At 71.5% G+C, this 22,101-nt stretch carries 18 protein-coding genes and 1 tRNA gene; 9 read left to right on the top strand and 10 right to left on the bottom strand.

Translation table 11 applies throughout. The annotated features are described in order from the left end of the window. Window positions 1-206 precede the first annotated feature (206 nt). Window positions 207-1,763: an OFA family MFS transporter gene (locus AB0K07_RS13265; RefSeq protein ID WP_363754446.1), complete on the top strand. Its 1,557-nt coding sequence runs from the start codon at window positions 207-209 to the stop codon at window positions 1,761-1,763. Between the two features lie 27 nt (window positions 1,764-1,790). Here AB0K07_RS13265 and nrfD read toward each other — a convergent pair whose 3' ends face one another. Genes nrfD through fdh form a run of 3 tightly spaced genes read right to left on the bottom strand, consistent with a single transcriptional unit; the run spans window position 1,791 to window position 7,180 of the window. Then, entirely contained in the window at window positions 1,791-2,861 is a 1,071-nt protein-coding gene (nrfD, locus tag AB0K07_RS13260) for an NrfD/PsrC family molybdoenzyme membrane anchor subunit (RefSeq protein ID WP_363754443.1), read from the bottom strand. Beyond that, window positions 2,858-3,901 carry a 4Fe-4S dicluster domain-containing protein gene (locus tag AB0K07_RS13255; RefSeq protein WP_363754441.1) on the bottom strand — a complete coding sequence of 348 codons (1,044 nt, stop codon included), beginning with the start codon at window positions 3,899-3,901 and terminating at the stop codon, window positions 2,858-2,860. Before AB0K07_RS13255 ends, nrfD begins: the two co-directional genes overlap by 4 nt. Window positions 3,902-3,904: 3 nt before the next feature. Then, entirely contained in the window at window positions 3,905-7,180 is a 3,276-nt protein-coding gene (fdh, locus tag AB0K07_RS13250) for a formate dehydrogenase (protein WP_363754439.1), read from the bottom strand. Between the two features lie 444 nt (window positions 7,181-7,624). Here fdh and AB0K07_RS13245 point away from each other — a divergent pair. From AB0K07_RS13245 to AB0K07_RS13235, 3 genes are all read left to right on the top strand, one after another. Further along, window positions 7,625-7,687 (top strand) — tRNA-OTHER (locus AB0K07_RS13245). Between the two features lie 484 nt (window positions 7,688-8,171). Then, entirely contained in the window at window positions 8,172-9,701 is a 1,530-nt protein-coding gene (locus AB0K07_RS13240) for a TROVE domain-containing protein (protein ID WP_363754437.1), read from the top strand. Window positions 9,702-9,957: 256 nt separating this feature from the next. After that, window positions 9,958-10,662, top strand: a complete 705-nt coding sequence (locus AB0K07_RS13235) for a permease-like cell division protein FtsX (protein WP_363754435.1) — start codon at window positions 9,958-9,960, stop codon at window positions 10,660-10,662. An 89-nt stretch (window positions 10,663-10,751) separates the two neighbouring features. Here AB0K07_RS13235 and AB0K07_RS13230 read toward each other — a convergent pair whose 3' ends face one another. Next, complete coding sequence (locus tag AB0K07_RS13230) at window positions 10,752-11,501, bottom strand: glyoxalase (RefSeq protein ID WP_363754433.1); 750 nt, start codon at window positions 11,499-11,501, stop codon at window positions 10,752-10,754. 166 nt (window positions 11,502-11,667) lie between these two features. Here AB0K07_RS13230 and AB0K07_RS13225 point away from each other — a divergent pair, with 166 nt between their 5' ends. The 4 genes from AB0K07_RS13225 to AB0K07_RS13210 are packed head-to-tail and all read left to right on the top strand — an operon-like array spanning window position 11,668 to window position 14,934. Further along, complete coding sequence (locus tag AB0K07_RS13225) at window positions 11,668-12,597, top strand: hypothetical protein (protein WP_363754430.1); 930 nt, start codon at window positions 11,668-11,670, stop codon at window positions 12,595-12,597. Beyond that, entirely contained in the window at window positions 12,594-13,049 is a 456-nt protein-coding gene (locus AB0K07_RS13220) for an ABA4-like family protein (RefSeq protein WP_363754428.1), read from the top strand. Before AB0K07_RS13225 ends, AB0K07_RS13220 begins: the two co-directional genes overlap by 4 nt. Window positions 13,050-13,054: 5 nt before the next feature. Next, a complete protein-coding gene (locus tag AB0K07_RS13215; RefSeq protein ID WP_363754425.1) occupies window positions 13,055-14,311 on the top strand; it encodes a histidine kinase in 1,257 nt (418 codons plus the stop codon). Further along, window positions 14,308-14,934 carry a response regulator transcription factor gene (locus AB0K07_RS13210; RefSeq protein WP_363754423.1) on the top strand — a complete coding sequence of 209 codons (627 nt, stop codon included), beginning with the start codon at window positions 14,308-14,310 and terminating at the stop codon, window positions 14,932-14,934. The genes AB0K07_RS13215 and AB0K07_RS13210 overlap by 4 nt, the downstream gene beginning before the upstream one ends. Before the next feature lie 30 nt (window positions 14,935-14,964). On the opposite strand, the gene AB0K07_RS13205 is transcribed toward AB0K07_RS13210, so the two are convergent. Then, window positions 14,965-15,681, bottom strand: a complete 717-nt coding sequence (locus AB0K07_RS13205; RefSeq protein WP_363754421.1) for a YoaK family protein — start codon at window positions 15,679-15,681, stop codon at window positions 14,965-14,967. Between the two features lie 71 nt (window positions 15,682-15,752). Here AB0K07_RS13205 and AB0K07_RS13200 point away from each other — a divergent pair, with 71 nt between their 5' ends. Then, window positions 15,753-16,448: a GntR family transcriptional regulator gene (locus AB0K07_RS13200; RefSeq protein WP_363754418.1), complete on the top strand. Its 696-nt coding sequence runs from the start codon at window positions 15,753-15,755 to the stop codon at window positions 16,446-16,448. Here the strand turns inward: AB0K07_RS13200 and AB0K07_RS13195 are convergent. The 5 genes from AB0K07_RS13195 to AB0K07_RS13175 are packed head-to-tail and all read right to left on the bottom strand — an operon-like array spanning window position 16,430 to window position 22,098. Beyond that, on the bottom strand, window positions 16,430-18,217 hold the full coding sequence (locus AB0K07_RS13195) for a gamma-glutamyltransferase family protein (protein ID WP_363754416.1): 1,788 nt from the start codon (window positions 18,215-18,217) through the stop codon (window positions 16,430-16,432). The genes AB0K07_RS13200 and AB0K07_RS13195 overlap by 19 nt on opposite strands. Further along, complete coding sequence (locus tag AB0K07_RS13190; protein ID WP_363754413.1) at window positions 18,214-19,215, bottom strand: oligopeptide/dipeptide ABC transporter ATP-binding protein; 1,002 nt, start codon at window positions 19,213-19,215, stop codon at window positions 18,214-18,216. Before AB0K07_RS13190 ends, AB0K07_RS13195 begins: the two co-directional genes overlap by 4 nt. Continuing rightward, window positions 19,212-20,261 (bottom strand): ABC transporter ATP-binding protein, encoded by a 1,050-nt coding sequence (locus AB0K07_RS13185; RefSeq protein WP_363754411.1) that lies wholly within the window; start codon window positions 20,259-20,261, stop codon window positions 19,212-19,214. The genes AB0K07_RS13190 and AB0K07_RS13185 overlap by 4 nt, the downstream gene beginning before the upstream one ends. Next, on the bottom strand, window positions 20,258-21,145 hold the full coding sequence (locus AB0K07_RS13180; RefSeq protein WP_363754409.1) for an ABC transporter permease: 888 nt from the start codon (window positions 21,143-21,145) through the stop codon (window positions 20,258-20,260). Before AB0K07_RS13180 ends, AB0K07_RS13185 begins: the two co-directional genes overlap by 4 nt. Next, window positions 21,142-22,098 (bottom strand): ABC transporter permease, encoded by a 957-nt coding sequence (locus tag AB0K07_RS13175; RefSeq protein ID WP_363754407.1) that lies wholly within the window; start codon window positions 22,096-22,098, stop codon window positions 21,142-21,144. Before AB0K07_RS13175 ends, AB0K07_RS13180 begins: the two co-directional genes overlap by 4 nt. Window positions 22,099-22,101 lie beyond the last annotated feature (3 nt).

Raw genomic sequence — 22,101 nt, 5'->3', positions numbered from 1 at the left:
GTGGTCGCGTTTTGCCGTAACGACGAGCCGCGAACCGGTTGGCACGTAACGTGGGGTACAGCCGATCAACGGCTGACGCCGGACCTGCGTCAAGCCGCCGCTGTGGCGACGAGAGCCACTCGGCCGACTGCCGGGAGTCCGGTGCAAGGCTTCGGACAGCTCTGCGCCGCCTCCGGCCCACTCAGCCGCAGGAGGTGCGGACGACCATGCTGTCGGTATTCGATCCTCGGCACACCGTCGCTCCCCCGGGATACAGCCGCTGGCTCATCCCGACCGCGGCGCTGGCCGTGCACGTCTGCATCGGCCAGGTCTACGCGACAAGCGTCTACAAGAACTCCCTCATCGCGCATTTCGACACCAGCCAGACCGCGATCGGGGCGATCTTCAGCATCGCCATCGTCATGCTCGGCTCGTCCGCCGCCGTGGGCGGCCGGTGGGTGGAGCGAAACGGACCGCGCCGGGCGATGTTCGTCTCCGCCTGTTTCTGGGCCACCGGGTTCCTGGTCGGTGCGCTCGGTATCGCGACCCACCAGCTCTGGCTCCTCTACCTCGGGTACGGCGTCATCGGCGGTATCGGCCTCGGTATCGGCTACATCTCGCCCGTCTCCACGCTGATCAAGTGGTTCCCGGACCGGCCCGGCCTCGCCACCGGGCTGGCCATCATGGGTTTCGGCGGCGGCGCCCTGGTCGCCGGCCCGCTCGCGCGCCAACTGCTCTCGCTCTACGACCCCGACTACAACCCCGCCAACCCCGCCGCGGTGGCGTCCGGGCATGCCCTGGTGGCGCTCTTCGTCACGTTCGCCATCGGGTACTTCGTGATCATGATGTTCGGGCCGTTCAACGTGCGCGTCCCCGCGCCGGACTGGCGGCCCGCAGGGTTCGACCCCGCGCGCGTCGCCGCCAAGCCACTGGTGACAAAGGCGAGCGTGTCCGCGTCGAACGCCGTGCGCACCCGTTCGTTCTGGTTGCTGTGGATCGTGCTGTTCTGCAACGTCACCGCGGGCATCGGCATCCTGGAACAGGCCAGCCCGATGATCCAGGACTTCTTCCGGGACAACGGGGTCAGCGCCGTCTCGGTGTCGGCGGCGGCCGGTTTCGTGGGAGTGCTGTCGCTGTTCAACATGGCCGGGCGGTTCGTCTGGTCGACGACCTCCGACCTCATCGGCCGCAAGCCCATCTACATGGTCTACCTCGGGGTCGGCATGGTGCTCTACGCACTGCTCGCCATCGCCGGTCACGCCGCCACGGCGGTCTTCGTGCTGATCGCCGCCGCGATCATCTCGTTCTACGGCGGCGGCTTCGCCACTGCCCCCGCCTACCTGCGGGACCTGTTCGGCACCTTCCAGGTCGGCGCCATCCACGGCCGGCTGCTGACCGCGTGGTCCGCGGCGGGCGTCGCCGGCCCGTTGATCGTCAACGGGATCCTCGACACGCAGGGCAAGCCCGGCACGCTCACCGCGTCGGCGTACCGGCCCGCGCTGTTCACCATGGTCGGCGTCCTCGCCATCGGGTTCATCGCCAACCTGCTGGTCCGTGCCGTGCCGGACCGGTTCCACGAGCCGGACCGGGGACCGACGTCTCCCGTGGCGCGCGCCACCGTCACCGAGCCGGTCGCCCTCGGCCCGGACAGCCAACCCCCGGTGCCGAAGCAGGTCGGCAACCAGACGGGGCGGCTCTGGCTGTCGTGGCTGCTGGTCGCGGTGCTGCTCGGGTACGGCATCGTCCAGACCGCCATCACCGCCGCGAAGCTGTTCACCGGCTGAGGTTATCGGCGCCCGCGGGCCGCGGAGCTAGCCGACGGCGGCCGAGCCGTGCTGGTCGAGCCGCTCCCGTTGCGGCAGAACGGTGTACCTCGGATCGCTTGCCGACGCCCTGCCCGCCTCGAAGACGCCGAACCGGGTGGCGACGGACGATGCCACGAGGGCCGCGCCGGAGATCGCCGACAGGATCCTGCTGCGCCGGCTGACGAGTGCGGCCGCGGTGCCCACGGCCAGGAGCGCGCGTCCCGCCCGGACCAGTCGGCCGCTGCGTCCGTGCCCGTAGGGCTCGCCGGTCAGGCCCAGGCGCTCCAAGTGGCGACCGCCGGCGAGTTCGATGGTCGCGGCGGCCAGGGCGAGCCGGCGCAGCGGGGCGGTCTCCGTAGGCGGCGCCGCGATCAGGCCGACCCCGGACGCGGCGGCGAGCGCGCTGCCGGCGAAGACGAACGGCAACGACGGGTACGCGTCGTGCCAGGAGGGCACGGCGGTGTCGGCGAGCAGCACCCCGGTGTACGTGGCCAGCGCCGGCGCGGTGGCGGCGGCGGCCAGTCCGGCGACGTTGCCGATGGGCGGCGCCAGCCGGCGGGCGAGGCCGAGCGCACCGTGCTGCGGGAGCAGCGGCGCCAGCTCGGCGACCGCGGCCACGCCGGCCAGCGGCCCGAACACGGTGAGGATCCAGGTGCCGACCGACATCGGCGAGGTCAGCTTGGCGACCCGGAGCATGTGGTGGAACCGGTCCGGGCGCCCGAGGTCGTGCACCAGCAGGTAGGTGCTGGCGGCGACACCGCCGAGGGCGGTCCAGCGGCCCACCGTACGCAGCCGGGGCCGCCCGGTCAGTTGGGCGCCCGCGCCGATCAGGGCACTGCCGGCGGCGAGGCCGCCGGTGAACAGGTAGCCGGCGATGTCGTGCTTCCACACCGGCGGCTTGAGGATCGGCCGGCCGTAGTAGGAGCTGAAGTCGGCCGGCGGCACGGCGAGCTGCTCGCCGCCGTGGCCGCGCCCTCGACCGGGCTGGCGGTCGCGCTGCCCCTTGGCCCGGCCGAGGCGGGCCTGGAACTCCCGGAACCGGGCGCCGGTCGGCTCGGGTGGTGTGGTGTCCGTCATGGCCGCCTGCCGAGGAACGCGACCGTCGTGGCGGCGGCCATGACCAGCGCGGCCAGGCCGGCGCGTTTCCACATGGCCGGCAGGTCGCGGGTGGTCACGACCGGGTCCGGCGGCAGGCCGTACACCTCGGGTTCGTCCAGCAACAGGAAGAACGCCCCGTCACCACCCACCCCGTCGTTCGGGTCGTGCCCGTACAGCCGCGCATCCGGCACGCCCTGCTCGTGCAGGGTCGCCACCCGAGCGGCGGCCCGCTCCCGCAACTCGTCCAGGGCCCCGTACTGGATCGACTCCGTCGGGCACGCCTGCGCACACGCCGGGGTCATGCCCGCGCCGAGCCGGTCGTAGCAGAGCGTGCACTTCCACGCCCGACCGTCCTCCTTGCGCTGGTCGATCACCCCGTACGGGCACGCCGAGATGCAGTAGCCGCAGCCATTGCAGATGTCCTCCTGCACCACCACCGAGCCGAACTCGGTCCGGAACAGCGAACCCGTCGGGCACACATCCAGACACGCCGCGTGGGTGCAGTGCTTGCACACATCCGACATCATCAGCCAGCGAAAGTCGGTGCGCCCCTCCGCGCCGGTGCCCCGGCCCGGCGGCTGCGCACCCGGCATCCCGAGGAACTCCGGCCCACCCGACATCCGAGCGGCCGCTGCCGGCGAGCCGGGCGCCAGGCCCGGAACCGTCCCGGTGTCGGTGCCGGTACGCGCGCCGGCCGCCGCCGTGATCGGGCTGACCGGCGGCCCGTCCGGTTCCTGCTCGAACGCCGGTGTCGCCCAGCCGGCCGGGCGGGGTTGCTCGATGAACGCGACGTGCCGCCACGAGTTCGCGGTCAGCGCGCCGGTGTTGTCGTACGACATGCCCAGCAGGTCCAGGCCGGAGCCGGGGACGTCGTTCCATTCCTTGCAGGCGACCTCGCACGCCTTGCAGCCGATGCAGACGCTGGTGTCGGTGAAGAAGCCCATCCGCGGCGGGGCGTCCACGTAGCCGGCGTCGGGCGCCGGGTCGACGGGACCGTACAGGCTGTTGACGTGGGGCATCGGTCAGACCTCCGGGTCGCGGCCGCTGTCGGCGGCGTCGGTCGTGACCTGCGGTGGATAGTGCGGGCCGAGATCCCCCGACCGACGTCGGTAGTCGACGAGGAGGTCCAGCAGCTCCTGTCCTCGCGGGCGTCGGCCGGGTCGGACGTCGCACGTGCCGACCTTGCTCTCCTGAATGAGGACGTTGGGGTCGAGGCTGATCCCGAACAGGTCGTTGGCCGACTCGCCGGTGACGAGGCCCTCGAAGCCGAAGTGGTACGGCAGCCAGAGCTGGTGGATGATCCGGTCCTCCACCCGCAGGGGGGTGAGCCGGTCGGTCACCAGGACGCGCGCCTCGATGGCCGCGCGGGTGGTGACCACGTGTGCCCAGCCCAGGTGGTCCAGGCCGCGTTCGACAGCCAGCTCCGGGGACACCTCGACGAACATCTCCGGCTGCAGCTCGGCCAGGGGGCGGACCATGCGGCTCATTCCACCCGCCGTGTGGTGTTCGGTGAGCCGGCTGACCGTGAAGACGTACGGGAAGACCTGACTGTACGGCTCCGGTGGGCTCGGGTTGAGCGTGTTGATCGGGTGCGTGTACACCTTGCGGGTCGGGTTGGCCTGCTGCCGGTAGAGCGGGTTGCGCACCGGCGACTCGACCGGCTCGTAGTGGGTGGGCATCGGCCCGTCCAGAACGCCGCTCGGCGCGTACAGCCAGCCCTTACCGTCGCCCTGCATGATGAAGGGGTCGTCGCCGGCGATGCCCTGCGGGCCGGACGCGCCGGGCGGCGGCCGGTACGACGGCGGTTTGGTCTTCTCGAAGTCCGGCACGTCGTAGCCGGTCCACTCACCCTTCTCCGGGTCCCACCAGACGTACTTCTTGCGCTCACTCCACGGTCGACCCTCCGGGTCCGCCGACGCGCGGTTGTAGAGGATGCGCCGGTTCGCCGGCCACGCCCACCCCCACTCGGCGGCCACCCAGTCCTGCTCGTGGCGGGGCTTGCGCCGGGCCGCCTGGTTCACGCCGTCGGCGTACACCCCGGTGTAGATCCAGCAGCCGCCGGCGGTGGAGCCGTCGTCCTTCATCTCGGTGAACGTCGACAGTGGCCGACCGCTGGCCACCTCGTAACCGTTGATCTCGTACAGCACCGCCTCCGCGCTCGGCTCCGCGTGCGGCCCGTGCGTCGGGTAGTGCCAGTTCAGGTCGAGCAGCGCCCGGTCGCGCGGCAGGGTCGACGTGGCCAGCCGTTCCCGGACGATGCGGCCCAGGTGGTAGAAGAACCACAACTCGGAACGGGCATCGCCCGGCGGTTCGACGGCCTTCTCGCGCCACTGCAACAGCCGCTGCGTCTGCGTGAAGCTGCCCTCCTTCTCCACGTGCGAGGCTGCTGGCAGGAAGAACACCTCGGTACGGCACTCCTCGGGCACGATCTCGCCGGTCTCGATCTCCGGCGAGTGCTCCCAGAACGTCGCGCTCTCGATCATGAAGAGGTCCCGGACCACCAACCAGTCCAGGTTGGCCATGCCCAGCCGCTGGGCCCGGCCGTGCGCGGAACCCACCGCCGGGTTCTGCCCGAGCAGGAAGTACCCCTTGACCTTCCCGTCGATCATGTTCAGCACCTGCTGGTACGTCCCGTGGTCGCCGGTCATCCGGGGCATGTGGCCGTAGCAGTAGTCGTTGTCGGCGGTGGCCGCGTCACCCCAGTACGCCTTGAGCAGGTTCACCGCGTAGGCGCGGGCGTCGCCCCAGAAGCCCTTCTGCCCCGGGTGGCGGATGCTGTCGACCCACTCGTCGAACGTGGGGTGGTCGGCGTGGTGCGGCATCGGCAGGTAACCCGGCAGCAGGTTGAACAGCGTCGGAATGTCCGTCGAGCCCTGAATGCTGGCGTGCCCGCGCAACGCCATCACCCCGCCACCCGGGCGACCCATGTTGCCCAGGAGCAGCTGGATGATCGCACCGGTGCGGATGTACTGCACACCCACGCTGTGCTGCGTCCAGCCCACCGAATAGATCAGCATCCCGGTGCGCTCCCGCCCGGAATTCGCCGTCCACGCCTCGGCCAGCTCCAGGAACCTCTCCTGCGGGATGCCGCAGACCCGCTCCACCATCTCCGGGGTGTAGCGGGCGAAGTGCCGCTTGAGGATCTGGTAGACGCAGTGCGGGTGCTGCAACGTCTCGTCCCGCTTGGTCTGACCGGCCACCGGTGCGCCGTGCGACTCGTGCTCCAGCCCGGCCGCGGTTTCCCGCTGGGTCTCCGTGTCCCGGGTCGGGATGTTCTGCGACTGCCCCTCGTACCGCCAGCTGGTCTGGTCGTAGCTGGCGTTGTCCTCCTGGAAGCCGGAGAAGACCCCGTGCAGATCCTCGGTGTCGCGGAAGTCCTCGGTCAGGATCGTCGCGGCGTTGGTGTAGGCGACCACGTATTCGCGGAAGTCCAGCTCGTTCTCCAGGATGTAGCGGACCACCCCACCGAGCAGGGCGATGTCGGTGCCCGCCCGGATCGGCAGGTAGCTGTCGGCCAGCGCACTGGTGCGGGTGAACCGCGGGTCGACGTGGAAGACCTTCGCGCCGCGCCGCTTGGCCTCCATCACCCACTGGAAGCCCACCGGATGCGCCTCGGCCATGTTCGAACCCTGAATCACGATGACGTCAGAGTGGGCGATGTCCTGCTGGAAGTCGGTGGCACCGCCACGACCGAAACTGGCCCCCAGACCGGGGACGGTGGCGGAGTGTCAAATACGGGCCTGATTCTCGATCTGCAGCGCCCCCATCGCGGTGAACAACTTCTTGATGAGGTAGTTCTCCTCGTTGTCCAGCGTCGCCCCACCCAGACTGGAGAAACCCAACGTCCGGTTGAGCGGCCGACCCTCGCCGTCGACGTCCTCCCACGTCTCGTCGCGGGCCGCCAACACCCGATCGGCGATCATGTTCATCGCCGTGTCGAGGTCGAGGTCCTCCCACTGCGTGGAGTACGGACGGCGGTAGCGCACCTTCGTCTGCCGCAGGGGGCTGGTCACCAGGCTCTTGCTGGCAGCGCCCTTCGGGCAGAGCCGCCCCCGCGAGATCGGACTGTCCGGATCGCCCTCGATCTGGCTGACCTGCCCGTCCTCGACGTACACCCGTTGGCCGCAGCCGACGGCGCAGTAGGGGCAGACGGACCGGGCCACCGAGTCGGCGGTGTCGGTGCGGGCGGTGAGCGACATGGAGCGGGCGGACTTGGCCGCCGCACCCCGACCGAGCGGGTCGGTGCCGGTGAGCTGACGGTAGAGCGGCCAGCTTTCGACCCAGCGGCGCACCCCCATCGCTGCACCTTTCCGACGAAAGCGACTAAATGTGAACAGCCTGACACTAGACGAGTCGCGGGTCGGCCCGCAGCGGATCCCGCAGCAAGGACCGTCCCGAGAGGGTCAGTTCCCTGAACCAGGCCGGCCGTGCGGACGCCCGTGGCTCGGCCAGGGGTGGAGCGGAAATCCGTCGTGGTGCGGCGGCATAGCAGCTCTTCCTCTCGGACGTACTCGTCAGGGTCCGGCCCACGCCGGGGGGCCTGCCTCTCGTGCAGCCTCTCGTGCAGCCTTTGCTCTGCTTACGCCCACGCAACGGGCACTGTCCGGATAGCGGACACCGACTGTTGCGCGGGTTGAAGCAGAGCAAAGGGGCGTGGAGCGAGGTGTCCAGGTGCCGGCACCGCGATCCGAATTCCGCTTGCCGGTCCCGGGGTCCGCGCCTACCGTCGTGGGGCACCTCCCGGTGCGCAGGTAACGGCTACTTCCTCTCCAAAAGGGGAGACGTGGGTTCGAATCCCACCGCCACTTCCGGTGGCGTCGACCAGCGGCCCAGGTCACCTTGGCCCGCAAGGGCCGGTTGCCGTCACCGCTTCGATCTCGGGAGGCGCGCTAACGCCGCACGCCCGGTGCGACGGACACGGCTACTTCTGGCAAAGGCCCTGCAAGGGCTCGCGGTTCGAACCCGCGGACGCCGCGTCCACCTCTGATCTCGGGCGTGCGGCGTGAGCTACTTCCACCCGCTCAACAAGATCGCAAACTCCGTTGCTCGGCCGGCTCCACCGCCACTACGGTCATGACCGCACTTATCGATCTCGGGAAGCGCGACCACGCCGCACACCCGGTGCGCAGGCAACGGTTACTTCAGGGTTCCGCAGCTGGGGGTTCGAATCCCCCGACACCTTCGGGTGGATAGTTCAACGGACAGAACGGCGGACTAGTCCGTGGCCGATTCTGATCTCGGGTGTGCGGTGTGGTGGCGCCTTCCCGGCCGACTGACGTGGGGGACGTCATGGCCAAGTTCAACATCAGGCTGCGCAAGAGACGACACCAGCCGGTGACCGCCGAGGGCGCACCCGGCTTCACCCGTGAGCCGCGCATCGAACTGTTCCTGCTCGGTGTGTCCAACATGGTCGGCGAGGACACCTTCTACGAGGGCGCCACGGACCGGGACGCACGCTTCCGGGACCTGGTCGCCGCCGTGGCCGTGTCCGACCCCGACTGGTTCGCCCGCTTCGTACCGTGGCTGCGGTCCGGCGCGATGATGCGCTCGGCGTCCGTGGTGGCGGCCGTGGAGGGTGCGCGCGCCCAGGTCGCCGCGACGATTCCGGGTTCGCGGGCGATCGTCGGTGCCGCGTTGCAGCGTGCGGACGAGCCGGGTGAGGCTCTGGCGTACTGGCTGGGTCGCTATGGCCGGGCGCTGCCCAAGCCGGTGAAGCGGGGCATCGCCGACGCGGCGGTCCGGCTGTACACCGAGCGGAGTCTGCTCAAGTACGACTCCGTCGGCAGCGCGGTGCGGTTCGGTGACGTCGTCGACCTGACCCACCCCGGCGCAAAGGACGAGCGGCAGAGTGACCTGTTCCGGCACGCGCTGGATCGGCGGCACCGCCGGGACAACCCGCTGCCGGCGTCGCTCCGGATGCTGGCGGCGCGGGACGCGCTCATGGCGATGCCGGTCGAGCAGCGCAGGGAGGTCACCGATCCCGCGGTGCTGGGCGCGGCTGGCATGACGTGGGAGGCCCTGGCCGGCTGGCGGCAGACCGCGATGGACGCCGCGGCGTGGGAGTCCGTCATCCCGACCATGGGATACCTGGCGCTGCTGCGCAACCTGCGCAACTTCGACCAGGCCGGAGTCAGCGACTCCGTCGCGGAGACCGTTGCGGCCAAGCTCTCCGACCCGGGCGAGGTCGCCACCTCACGGGCACTGCCGATGCGCTTCCTGTCGGCGTACAACGCGGCGCCCAGCCTGCGGTGGGCGTACCCGCTGGAGAGGGCGTTGCAGCACGCCCTGGCGAACGTGCCCAGCCTGGCCGGGCGGACCCTGATCCTGATCGACACGTCCGGCTCGATGCAGAGCCCGTTCAGCAAGGACGGCGCGCTGCGCTGCTGGGACGGCGCCACGGTGTTCGGTCTCGCGCTGGCCGCTCGGGCGCAGGCGGCCACGGTGGTGTCCTTCTCCAATGCCAGCCGGGTGTTCCCCGCGGTGGCGGGCGAGTCGGTCCTGGCGGCGGTGCGCCGGTTCAAGGACGGTGGCTACTTCTACGGCATGGGAACCGACACCGAGAAGGCGGTACGCGAGCACTACGACCGGCACGACCGGGTGGTCATCCTCACCGATGAGCAGGCCCACTGGCACGGCGCGGTGGACGTCACGGCCGCGGTGCCCGCCGAGGTGCCGGTGTACACCTGGAACCTGGCCGGCTACCGGGTCGGGCACACCCCGACCGCCGGCAACCGGCACACCTTCGGTGGTCTGTCCGACGCCGCGTTCGCGATGATCCCGCTGATCGAGGCCGGGGTCCGCGACCAGTGGCCCTTCTGATCCCGCTGCGAGGCTGAACCTGCCTCGCGGCGGGGTCGGCCGCCCGCCCGCCGCATCGACCGTTCAGCGGCGGGTGCGGCCTCGGCGCACTGCCCAGATTCCACCGACGATTGCCGCCGCCGTCGGCAGGAGACAGCAGAGGGTCAGGACGGACAGGTGCCACGGCTTGATCGCTCCCACGGGTAGAAGAGTAGGCACCGTTGGCCACCAGCGCTGCCCCGGCACCTCGGCCGGAGCTCGCCTACGATCTGGCCCCATGCGTCGAGTCGCACCGCTACTGGCATTCGTGCTCCTGTTGGCCCTGTCCGCCTGCACCTCGGAGCCGGAGGACACCGGCCGCAGCACGTTGACCGTCTTCCTGGACAACGACGTGACGGCAACGACGAAGGGCACGGTGGAGCAGCGACTACGATCGATGCCCAGCGTTGCGGACGTGGCCCTCGAGAGCCGGGAGCAGGCGTACGAGACCTTGAAGGAGTCGCTGAAGGACAACCCGGACCTGCTGGCGGACCTGAGGCCGGAGATTCTGCCGGAGTCGTTCCGGGCGACAGTCACCGATGCCTCGATCGCCGAGGCGGTGGAGTTGGTGATGGCGGGGGTCGACGGCGTCGACGACGTCGCGCTCAGGACCGCACAGGTCGACCCGCTGCCGGAGCGCATCGGGGTCATCGTCCGGCTCAAGTCGACGGTGACCGACGAGCAGCGGGCCACTGTTGAGAAGGCCGTCCGGGAACTACCGCACGCGGAGTCGGTCGAGTTCGAGGAGCGCGACGCCGCGTACGAGCGTCTGCGCAGGCAGTCCCGGGGCAAGGGCGACCTGGCCACGCAGCTCGGTCCGCAGATGACGCTCGCGTCGGTACGGTTCCAGGTGCCCCTGGAGCCGACGGGACCGGGACTGGCCGGGCTCATGAAGCTCGACGGGGTCGACGTGGTGCGACTGGTCCCGGTGGCGATGGTGTAGGCGCTCCCTGCGCGCCGGACCGGAGCAGCTGGTCTGGTGGATCATGCCTTGGGGCACGTTGCTGGCTGGTTCGTCGGGCTTCCTGTAGGTCAGTTCGCGTCGGGCAGCCACGGCCCGAGAACGGTGGGATCGGCCACCGCGCCGCGCACCCGCTCACGCTCCTGAGCGGTCAGCGGAAGCTTCTGCAGCCGGCTCCCCCAGTCGGGCACGCGCTCCGGCTCATCGAGCGACAGCGACAGCTCGATCAACCCGGCGAGCGCCAACCCCTGCTCGACCGCCGGCGCGTCGTCGCCGTGTCGGCGCAACCCCGAGTTGAGCGCCCGGAACGCCTGCCGGTCGTCCATCTTGAACTCGCGCAGGACCCGCGCGTTGTCGAGCACTCGGGCCAACCCCTGCAACTCCTTCGACCCGCCGTACTCCACGTCCACCGGCTCGTCGCGCTGAATGAAGATGATCGTGTTGCCGGAGGGGTCGACGACGCTGAACCGCGACGCCCCGGCGCGGTAGCGGGTCATCCGCGGCAGGCCCTTGACGAGCACCTTGCCGTAGGCACGGCGCATCGCCTCGGTGAACGCCGCGTGGTACGCCGCGACCGCGTCGACCATCACCAGGCAGCCGCCGGTGTTCTCCGCCGACGGGTCCAGGCCGCTCGGCGCACGGTCGTAGTGCAGAGCGAACCCGCTCCACTGAAAGGCCAGGTAGACGTACGGTTTCGTCTGCTCGTAGGTCACCTCGAACCCCAGAGCACGCCAGAACGCCAGGGTCTCCTCCGGCGACACACAGTGCAGCAGCGGCACCGTGGTCTCGTTCGGCTGGACACGGTCCTCGTTCGTCGTCATCGCCACTCCGGTCCGCTCGACAGGCCGGCCATTGTGCCAGCGCCGGCGAGGAGCCACGACCGGGTTTCGCCTCCTACCCAGGGAGGAGGCGCGCTCCGACCGTCGGCCGCAACCGGGGCTCGCGGTCGGACGCGATCGGCGGGCGTGGTCGGGAGCATCTACAGACATGACTATCGCGCTGCGCCGGGCGGCACACTGGCACCGCCCACTCATGGTCTTCGTCTACGCGATGGCGGTGCTCACCGTTATCGCGGAAGTCGGCATCCTCGTCGACTCGCGCGTCCTCACCGGATCGCCGATCTGGCTCAAGCCGTTCAAGTTCGCCGTGTCCTTCGTGGTGTACGGCACGACCCTCGCCTGGATGCTCTCCCTGCTGCCGCGGCGCAGTCGGATCGCGGAGTGGGCCGCCACGGTCGTCGTCGCGATGGCGGTGATCGAGATGGTGGTGATCGTCGGGCAGGTGCTCCGCGGTACGACCAGCCACTACAACGGAACCAGCCCACTGAACGCCGCCCTCTTCGCGGTGATGGGCGCGGCGATCATGGTGCTGTTCGTCGCGCACCTCGTCATCGGGATCGTGGTGCTGATCCGGCGGATCCCCGACCGGGTCGCCGCCCGCGCGGTCGGGTGGGGGCTCGGCCTGTCGTTGCTGGGCATGCTCGCGGCGGTGCCGATGGTGCTGCCCATGCAGGAGCCGGGAATCGACGGGATCTCCGGGGCGCACGCCGTCGGCGTACTCGATGGCGGACCAGGGCTGCCGGTGGTCGGGTGGAGCACCACCGGTGGAGACCTGCGGATCGGGCACTTCGTGGGGCTGCACGCCCTCCAGGCGCTGCCCATCCTGGCGATCCTGCTGACCCGGTTCCTCGGGACACGGCTGGACGAGCGCACCCGGGCACGACTGGTGGTCGTCGCCGGCGGGGCGTACGGCGTACTCACCGTGTTGTTGACCTGGCAGGCGCTGCGGGGACAGCCGCTGCTGCGCCCGGACGCGCTCACGCTGGCCGCCGTCGCGGCCCTGGCGGTCGCTACCGCGACCGCCACCGGCCTGGTGCTGGCTCGCCGCCGCAACCCGGAACTGGCGCTCGCCGCATGACCGCGACGCTGTTCACCCTGACGTTCGCGGTGGCCGCGCCGTTCTGGGCGCTGATGATCCTGCTGCCGCACTGGTCGTGGACCGCCCGGATCATCTCCTCGCCGTTGATCGTGCTGCCGGTCGTGGCGATCTACGCGCTGCTGGTGATCCCGGCGTTCGGCGACGTGCTCCCGGCCGTGACGTCGCCGACCCTGGGCGGGGTGCGCGACCTGCTCGGCACCTCCGACGGCGCGGCGGCGGGGTGGGCGCACATGATCGCGTTCGACCTGTTCGTCGGGCGGTGGGCGTGGCTGGACAGCCGGGAACGGGGGGTACCGGCGCTGGTCATGGCTCCGGTGCTGGTGCTGACCATCCTGCTCGGACCGCTCGGGCTGGCCGCCTACCTCGGGGTTCGAGCCCGGTGGCCGCGGCCGACGGTCGCTCGTGCCCCCGAGCCGCAGCGCCTAGGCTGACCCCCGTGGGGTGGGCGGGACGGCTGTTCGACGCGCGAGACACGCTCGTGCGGATGGCGCTGCTCGACCTCAGCGGCCTGGGATATCTGGTGTTCGGCCCCCATGCTGGCCGCCCGCCGACGGCCACGCAGTGGGTCCTCGCGGTGGTCGCGTTCACCCTCGGGCTGGTGTTCCACCGTCGGCCGCTGGTCAACCTGGTGCTGCAGGCCGGGCTGCTGGCGATCGCGATCCCCCTGGTCGACGACCTCACGATCAACCAGGTCGGTGCCAGCTGGGCCCTGCTCGAGGTGACCATGCGGGCGCGCCGAGCACGGACGATCTGGCTGGCCACCGGGCTGCTCGCCGTGGTCGACCTGACCGACTCGATCGGTGATCCACTCGGCCGGTTCGCCTCGGGCGTCTTCGGATTGACCCTGGAGGTCGGCGTACCTCTGCTGCTCGGTCTGCTCATCCGGAGCAACCGGGAGCTGGGTCGGCAGGCCGTGGAGCGGGCGGCGGCGGAGCAGCGCCGGCACGAGTCGGAGAGCCGTGCCGCCCGCGCGGACGAACGCAGCGCCATCGCCCGCGAGCTGCACGACGTCGTCGCGCACCACGTGGCGTCGATGGTGCTGCGGGTCGGCGTGGCCAGGCACGTGCTCACGGACCTGGACCCCCGGGTCGGCGAGGTGTTCGACGACGTGCACGGCACGGGGACCGCCGCGCTGGCGGAGCTGCGCCGGCTGGTCGAGGTCCTGCGCAACCCCGACGGGGTACGCGGTGACGCCGCGCTGACCGCGATCGAGCCGTCGGCGCTCCCGGCGGCACTCGGTGCGACGGTCGACCGGGCCCGCCAGTCGGGCATCACCGTGGAGGCCGACATCGACCCGACGGTCGGTTCACTCGACGCGGTTCGCGGCCTGGCCGTGCTGCGACTGACCCAGGAGGCCCTGACGAACGTGGCCAAGCACGCCGGGACGTCCGCGCTGGCGCACCTCGTGGTCGCCGTTCGGGACGGAGCCGTCCACTGGGAGGTCTCGGACAACGGGCGCGGCGCGGTGCCGGCGGCGGTGCCGTCCGGAGGCGGTCACGGCATCACCGGCATGCGCGAGCGCGTCGAGGTCCTCGGCGGCCGGCTGGAGGCAGGTCCGACGGGTACGGGATGGCGGGTGCGCACGGTTCTCCCGGCCGTGGCCAGCAGGTCCGGCTCCGCGCCGACGGCCGACGTCACCGCGCCGCCGGCCCCCCGCGACCGCGCGGCCTCGACCGCGCCGGAGCTGGGATGATCCGCGTCCTGCTGGTCGACGACCAGCACCTCATCCGCGCGGGCCTGCGGATGCTCTGCGACGCCCAGCCCGACGTCGACGTGGTGGGCGAGGCCGACAACGGTCGCGAGGCCATCTCGCTCGCCGCGCGGCTCCTCCCCGACGTCGTCGTCATGGATCTGCGCATGCCCGGCGTGGACGGGATCACCGCGACCAGCCGGATCCTCGCCGAGCGCCCGGCCACCCGGATCCTGGTGCTGACCACCTTCGGGGATGACGACCACCTCTATCCCGCCCTGACCGCCGGCGCCTGCGGGTTCCTGCTCAAGGACGCGCCACCCGCCGAGCTGCTGGACGGCATCCGCCGGGCCGCCGGGGGTGACAGCCCGTTCAGCCCGGAGGTGCTGCAACGCCTGGTGCAGCGCGCGGTGCACGCCCGCGCCGAGACGCCACGGCCGGTGCAGGGGCTGACCGCCCGTGAGCAGGACGTCCTGAGCCTGGTCGCCGAGGGCCTGTCCAACACTGAGATCGCCGACCGGCTGCACATCGGGGTCACCACGGTCAAGACGCACATCACCAACCTGATGACCAAGACCGACAGCCCCAACCGGGTCCGCCTGGCCCTGTTCGCGCGCGGCGCCTGAGCTGCGCGCGTCCGGTGCCCGGGTGGAGGGCTAGGACCGCATCCGCGCGGACACGGCGATGACGAGCACGAGCGGCACGATCAGCAAACCCGGCGCGACCACCGGCAGGTGCAGGGCGACCAGCGCGCCGACCGCGGCGCCGGTCATCAGGGCGAGCAGCACCTGTGCCTTGGGCCGTAGGCTGCCCCACGGGCTGCGCGCGGCGACGCCGGCGATCAGGCTGGTCAGGGTGCCGGTCAGGTACGTGGAGGACAGGCCCGGCACGCCGAAGCGTTGGATGGCGCTGCTCTGCACGCCCAGCGCCGCGGCGGACAGCAGCAGCAGCGCGAGGTCGACGTGCTCGTCGTGGTGGGGAAGGTTGACCTCCCAGACGATGAGGAAGACGACGAACACCAGGAGTTCCAGCACGAGCGCCCAGGTGACCCGCCGTGGCCAGACGGGATCGTCGGGCTGGGCCGAGCCGACGAGGCGGGCGCCCGCGAGGACGCCGACGATGAAGCTGACGATGGCGCAGCCCGAGGTCAGTGCCAGCTCGGCGTCACCTCGACCCGCGGAGAGGCCGAGCAGGACCATGTTGCCGGTCATGACGCTGGAGAAGGCTCCGCCGAGGGAGAGGAAGCCGATGGCGTCGGCGCTCCCGGTTAGGAAGGTGAGCACGACGACGAGGGCGTGCCGGCGCCGCAGGAGGCGCTGCCGTCCCGGCGCGGTGGTGGAGGGGCTGATGACGTGGGGCACTGTGCTCGACACTGTCGGCTGACCTCCAAAGATTGTTCTTCGTATACACTTTGCCCTGGACGATTCACGGAGAGGCGATCCAGGTGGCTGAAGATCTGCGGGACAAGCTCGGCGCGCAACACCTGCCGCTACGCGATCAGGTCCTCACCGCCCTGCGGACAGCCATCATCGACGGCGACTACCTGCCCGGCGAGCGGCTGACCGAGGACCGGCTGGCCGAGGACTTCGGCGTCTCCCGCAACCCCGTCCGGGAGGCGCTGCGCGTCGCCGAGGCGGAGGGCTTCGTCGTGATCCTCCCCCGCAGGGGTGCGGTCGTCGCCTCGCCGAGCAGCGGCACCATCTCCGACATGTTCGTCGTCCGCGAGCGCCTGGAGGCCCTGGCCGCCCGGCTGGCGGCGGAGCGGGCGACCGCGGCGGACGTGGCCGCCCTGCGCGTGCTGCTGGAGCAGGGCCGCGAGGCGACGGACCGGCAGGACCTGCGCCGGGTCGCCGAGTTGAACAGCGCCCTGCACCTGCGGATCCTCCAGATCAGCGGAAATCCCTGGCTGTCGTCGATCGCCAAGGCGCTGTACCTCCATGTCCAGTGGGTCTTCCGGCTCGGGGCCGCGGAACGCGCACCACACTCGTGGGCCGAGCACATCCAGTTGGTCGACGCCATCGAGTCAGGTGACGGGGACCGCGCCGAGCGGGCCGCACTCGCCCACCTCGACGCGGCGTCCGCGGCGGCGTACGAGAACGCCGAGGGCGGCTACGGCAGCCGTCAACGCCCGCACGCGTAGCCCTGCATGCCCCGCGGGTTCGCGCCGGCGGCGAGCACGCCGGTGGCCGGGTCACGGGTCACCGCACACAGCCGGCCGAGGCTCCACGCGTCGGAGAGCCGCACCTCGTGCCCGTACGCCCGCAGGGCCGCCAGCGTGTCCTCGTCGTACCGGTCCTCCACCACGAGGACGCCCGGCTCCATCTCGCGCGGGTAGAACGACCCCGGCAGGCTGAGGGTGTGCCACGCGGGCGCGTCGATGGCCTCCTGGAGGGACTGGCCGCCGGCGAGGTGGCGGAGCAGGAACGGCAGCTGCCACTGGTCCTGCTGGTCACCGCCGGGTGTGCCGCACGCCAGCACCGGTTCCCCGTCGCGGTGCACCATGGTGGGGCTCAGCGTGGTGCGCGGTCGCCGCCCGGGAGCGAGCGACGAGGCGAGGCCCTCCTCCAGCCAGAACATCTGCAACCGGCTGCCCAGCGGGAAGCCGAGGTCCGGAATGGTGGGCGAACTCTGCAACCAGCCGCCACTCGGCGTAGCGGAGATCATGTTGCCCCAGCGGTCGACCACGTCGACGTGGCAGGTGTCGCCGCGGGTCACCCCGTCCGACTGCACGGTCGGCTCCCCCGTCGTCGGATCCGTCGGGTCGGCACGACGTGCGGCGCCGGGTCGGACGTGGGCCGCGAGGTGGGGTTCCGCCCCGTCGGGACGGCCCGGGCGCAGCTCGGTCGACGCCCGCTCGCCGATCAGGGCGGCCCGCTCCCGCGCGTACTCCCGGGAGAGCAGCGCCTTGGCGGGTACGTCGCCGTCGCCGTACCAGGCCTCCCGGTCGGCGAAGGCGAGCTTGAGCGCTTCGACCTGGGCGTGGATGCCGGCCGCGGTCGACGGGTCGTAGGCGCCGGGGTCGTCGAGCGCGTCGAGGACGGACAGCGCCTCCAGCAGCACCGGGCCTTGGCCCCAGAAGCCGGTCTTCGCCACCGAGTAGCCGTGCCAGTCGAGGGTGACCGGTTCCTCCCAGGTCGCCGAGTAGGCGGCCAGGTCGGCGCCGGTGACCAGCCCGGCGTGCGGGCTCCCGCTGGAGTCCTGGAACGGCTCTCTGCTGAACCGGTCGATCGCCTCGGCGACGAACCCCGTACTCCAGGCCCGCCGCGCGGCCTCGATCTGCGCCTCCCGGTCGGCGCCAGCCGCCTGCCCGGCCTGCACCAGCCTCTCCAGCGTGCGCGCGTAGGTCGGGTTGGCGAACAACTCCCCCGCCGCCGGGGGCCGGCCGTCGCGCAGCCAGAGCTGGGCGGAGGTGGGCCAGTGCTCCTCGAAGAGCGACCGCACGGCCGCCACGGTGTCCCCGACCCTGCCCACCAGCGGGTGGCCGGCGCCGGCGTAGCCGATCGCCGGCGCCAGCACCTCGTCGAGCGAGAGCGTGCCGTGGTCGCGCAGCAGGAGGAGCCAGGCGTCCACGGCCCCGGGGACGGCCGCCGCGAGCGGGCCGGACCCGGGGATGAGGTCCATCCCGAGGGACCGGAAGTGCGCGATGGTGGCACCGGCCGGCGCCGGCCCCTGCCCGCACAGCACCTTCGGGGTCGGGTCCTGGGCGGTCGCCACGATGGCCGGCACCTCGCCGCCGGGCCCGTTGAGGTGCGGTTCGACGACGTGCAGGACGAACCCGGCGGTGACGGCGGCGTCGAAGGCGTTGCCGCCGCGTTCGAGGATCCCCATGGCCGCCTGGCTGGCGAGCCAGTGCGTCGAGGACACCATGCCGAAGGTTCCCTGGATCGTCGGTCTGGTGGTGAACGTCATGACAACACCTCACTCGTGTCTGCGGTCCGGACGTCGGGGCCGCTGCCGTCCGGTTGGACCAGGTGGCACGCGGCCATGCCGTCGCCGATCGCCACCTGCGCCGGCACCTCCGTCGCGCACCGGTCGAACGCGAGCGGGCACCGGGTGCGGAACCGGCAGCCGGACGGCGGGTCGAGCGCGGACGGCAGGTCGTCGCCGAGCAGCACCGGCTGACGCTGCCGTTGACGGACCGGGTCGGCCACCGGTGCGGCCGACAGCAGCGCCTGGGTGTACGGGTGGGCGGGCCGGGCGAAGATCCGCTCGCGGGAGCCCTTCTCGACGAGCTGACCGAGGTACATGACGGCGATGTCGTCCGCCAGGTACTCGACCGCCGACAGGTCGTGGGTGATGAAGAGGCAGGCGAACCCGATGTCGCGTTGCAGGTCGGCGAGGAGGTTGAGCACCGACGCCTGCACCGAGACGTCGAGCGCGCTCGTCGGCTCGTCGGCGATGAGCAACCGGGGCTCGGAGATCAGGGCCCGGGCGATGCTCACCCGCTGGCGTTGCCCGCCGGAGAGCTCATGGGGGTACCGGCGGGCCACCTCGGCGCGCAGACCCACCCGTTCCAGTTCCGTGGCGACCCGGGCCTCCCGGTCGCGCCGTGGCATCCGCTTCCCGGAGAGCCGCAACGGCTCCGCCACGACCTCACCCACCAGCATTCGCGGGTCCAGTGACGCGGCCGGGTCCTGGAAGACGATCGACACCTCGCTGCGGTGCGGGCGCAGCTGTCGCCGGGACAGGTGCGTGACGTCCGTGCCGGCGATCCGGACCACGCCCGCGGTCGGTTCCACGAGCCGCACGACGCAGCGGCCCACTGTCGACTTTCCGGAGCCGCTCTCCCCCACCAGGGCCGTGACCCGGCCCCTCGGAATCGTGAGGGAGACCCCGTCCACGGCGCGTACCGGGCCGAAGTGCATCACCAGGTCCTCGATCACCAGGGCGTCCGGCTGGGCCGTCATCGGTTCGCCTCCTCGGGGTGGGATCGCGGCGACGGGCACGGGTGCCAGCATGCCGCGAGGTGGTCGGTGCCGCCGGCTGCCACCACCTCCAGGGGCGGTGCCGACTCACGGCACCGGGCGTCCGCCGCCGGGCACCGGTCCGCGAACGTGCACGCGTCCGGCTGGGTCGACAGGACGGGCACCAGACCGGGGATCTCCTGCAGACGGTCGGTGCCCGCGTGCCTGCCCGGCGTCGGCGACGCCGACAGGAGCCCCGCCGTGTACCGGTGGTACGGGTGCGCGAACAGGTCGGTGACCGCTGCCCGCTCCACGACCCGCCCGGCGTACATGACGACGACGCGGTCCGCGATGTCGGCGATCACGCCGAGGTCGTGCGTGATGATGAGGATGCTCGTGCCGAGCCTGTCGCGCAGGTCCCGGAGCACCTGGAGGATGCCGGCCTGGACGGTGACGTCCAGCGCGGTGGTCGGCTCGTCGGCCACCAGCACCTTCGGGCCGCAGGCCACCGCCATCGCGATCATGACGCGCTGGCGCATGCCACCGGAGAGCTGGTGCGGGTAGTTGTCGACGCGCTTGGCGGCGGACGGGATCCCGACGAGCGTCAGCAGTTCGACGGCGCGGGCCCGGGCGGCTCGCCGGGACATCCGTTCGTGGATCTGGAGCACCTCCCCGATCTGCCGCCCGACGGTGAGCACGGGATTGAGAGACGTCATCGGCTCCTGGAAGATGTACGCGATCTCCTTGCCGCGTACGCGGCGAAGCGCCGACTCGCGGGTGCCGACCAGCTCGGTGCCGTTGAGCCGCACCGAGCCGGTGATCCGGGCGCTGCCGGGGAGCAGGCCCGCGATGCTCATCGCGGTGACGCTCTTCCCGCAGCCCGACTCGCCCACCATCCCGACGATCTCCCCGGGTGCGAGGTCCAGGCTGACCGCGTCGACCGCCGAGACGGTCCCGGTCTCGGTCGGGAACGACACCGAGAGGTCGCGGACCGCGAGGACGGGTGTGTCGAGCGTGGCGGCGCTTCCCGCCCGTTCGGCCGTGGTCATCGCCGGTCTCCCTTCGGGTCGAGGGCGTCCCGGAGGGCGTCGCCGAAGACGTTGAAGGCGAGCGCCAGCCCCATGATCACGACACCGGGGAGGACCGCCGCCCACGGGGCTCGGGCGGCGAACTGCTGGGCGGTGGCCAGCATGGTGCCCAGGCTGGGGGCCGGGGGCTGGATGCCGAGGCCGAGGAACGACAGCACCGCCTCGCCCAGGATCGCGGCCGGGATCGCGACCGTCGCCTGGACGAGGATCACCGATGTGGCGTTCGGCAGGATGTGCCGGGCGAGCACCCACAGGTCGCTGGCGCCGTCCACGACGGCGGCGGCGACGAAGTCGAGCGACTTGAGCCGCAGCGTGTCCGAGCGCACCACCCGGATCACCCCGGGGATCTGGGCGATGCCGATGGCCACGGCGGCGTTGCCGAGGCTGGCCCCGCGGATGGCCGCCAACCCGACCGCCATGATCAGGAACGGGAACGCGAGCAGCAGGTCGGTGAAGCGTGAGATCACGGCGTCCCAGGCCCGGAAGTAGCCGGCGGCGAGCCCGAGCGGGACACCGATGACCAGGGAGGTGGCCACCGCCAGCAGTCCCACCTGGAGCGACGCCCGCGCCCCGAGCATGATCCGGGACAGGACGTCCCGACCGAGGTCGTCGGTGCCGAGCAGGTGACCGGGGCTGCCGGGCGGTGCGAACGTGCGGGCGAAGTCGGTCTGGTCGACGGAGTACGGCGCGATCCACGGCGAGAGCAGCGCGATGCCGGCCGCCAGCGCGAGCACGACGAAGCTCACGACGGCGAGCGGGTTGCGTCGCAACCGCCGCAGGACGCGGGTGCGCCGCGTGATGCTGGCGGCACCGGTCTCCGCCATCGGAACGGTGAGGACGGTCATGCCGGATCTCCCGTCACCCGGATTCGTGGGTCGATGACCGAGTAGAGCAGGTCCACGAAGAAGTTGATCACGATGTACGCCGTGGCCGTGAGCAGGACGACGGCCTGGATCACCGGGTAGTCCCGCTGGAACACGGCGTCGATGGTCATCTTGCCGAAGCCCGGGAGCCCGAAGATCTGCTCGGTGACGACCGCGCCCGAGATCAGACCCCCGAGCTGGAGACCCACGACGGTCACCACCACGATGAGACTGTTCCGCAGCGCGTGCTGGGTGATGACGGCGCGCGGCCGCAGGCCCTTCGCCTTCGCCGTCCGCACGTAGTCGGAGGACAGCGAATCCAGCATCGCCGAACGGGTCTGCCGCATGATGATGGCGGCGAGACCCGTCCCGAGGATCACGGCCGGCAGGACGATGTGGTGCAGGTTGTCCATCGGGTCCTCGAGGAACGGCACGAAGCCGGAGGCCGGGAACAGCCCGGTGGCCACGGACAGGTAGAGGATCGCGAGCAGCCCGAGCCAGAAGTGCGGCACCGACAGGCCGATCAGGGCCAGGCCGTTGGCCACCCACTCCGCCGGGCGCCCGCGGCGTACGGCGGCGAGCACCCCGGCGCCGACGCCGAGCGCCGTGGCGATGAGGATCGCCAGGATCGACAGTTCGGCGGTCACCGGCAGGGCCGTCGTGAGCATCGACGAGACCGGCGTACCGGTGCGGATCGACACCCCGAAGTCGCCCTGCACCATGCGTTCCACGTACTGCGCGAACTGCAGTGGCAGCGGCTGGTCGAGCCCGTAGTGCCGACGGATGGCCTCCAGCGCCTCCGGGGACCGGTCCTCGCCGGCCAGCGCGAGGGCCGGGTCACCGGGGAGCGCCCGTACGCCGAAGAACACCACGATCGTCGACAACAGCAGGGTCAGCGCCGACTGCCAGGCGCGGGTGAGGAGATACCGGGCCACGGC

Source organism: Micromonospora sp. NPDC049301 (assembly GCF_040678715.1).
In the GTDB taxonomy this organism is placed as follows: Bacteria; Actinomycetota; Actinomycetes; order Mycobacteriales; family Micromonosporaceae; genus Micromonospora.
This window is presented reverse-complemented; position numbering and strand designations above follow the sequence as displayed.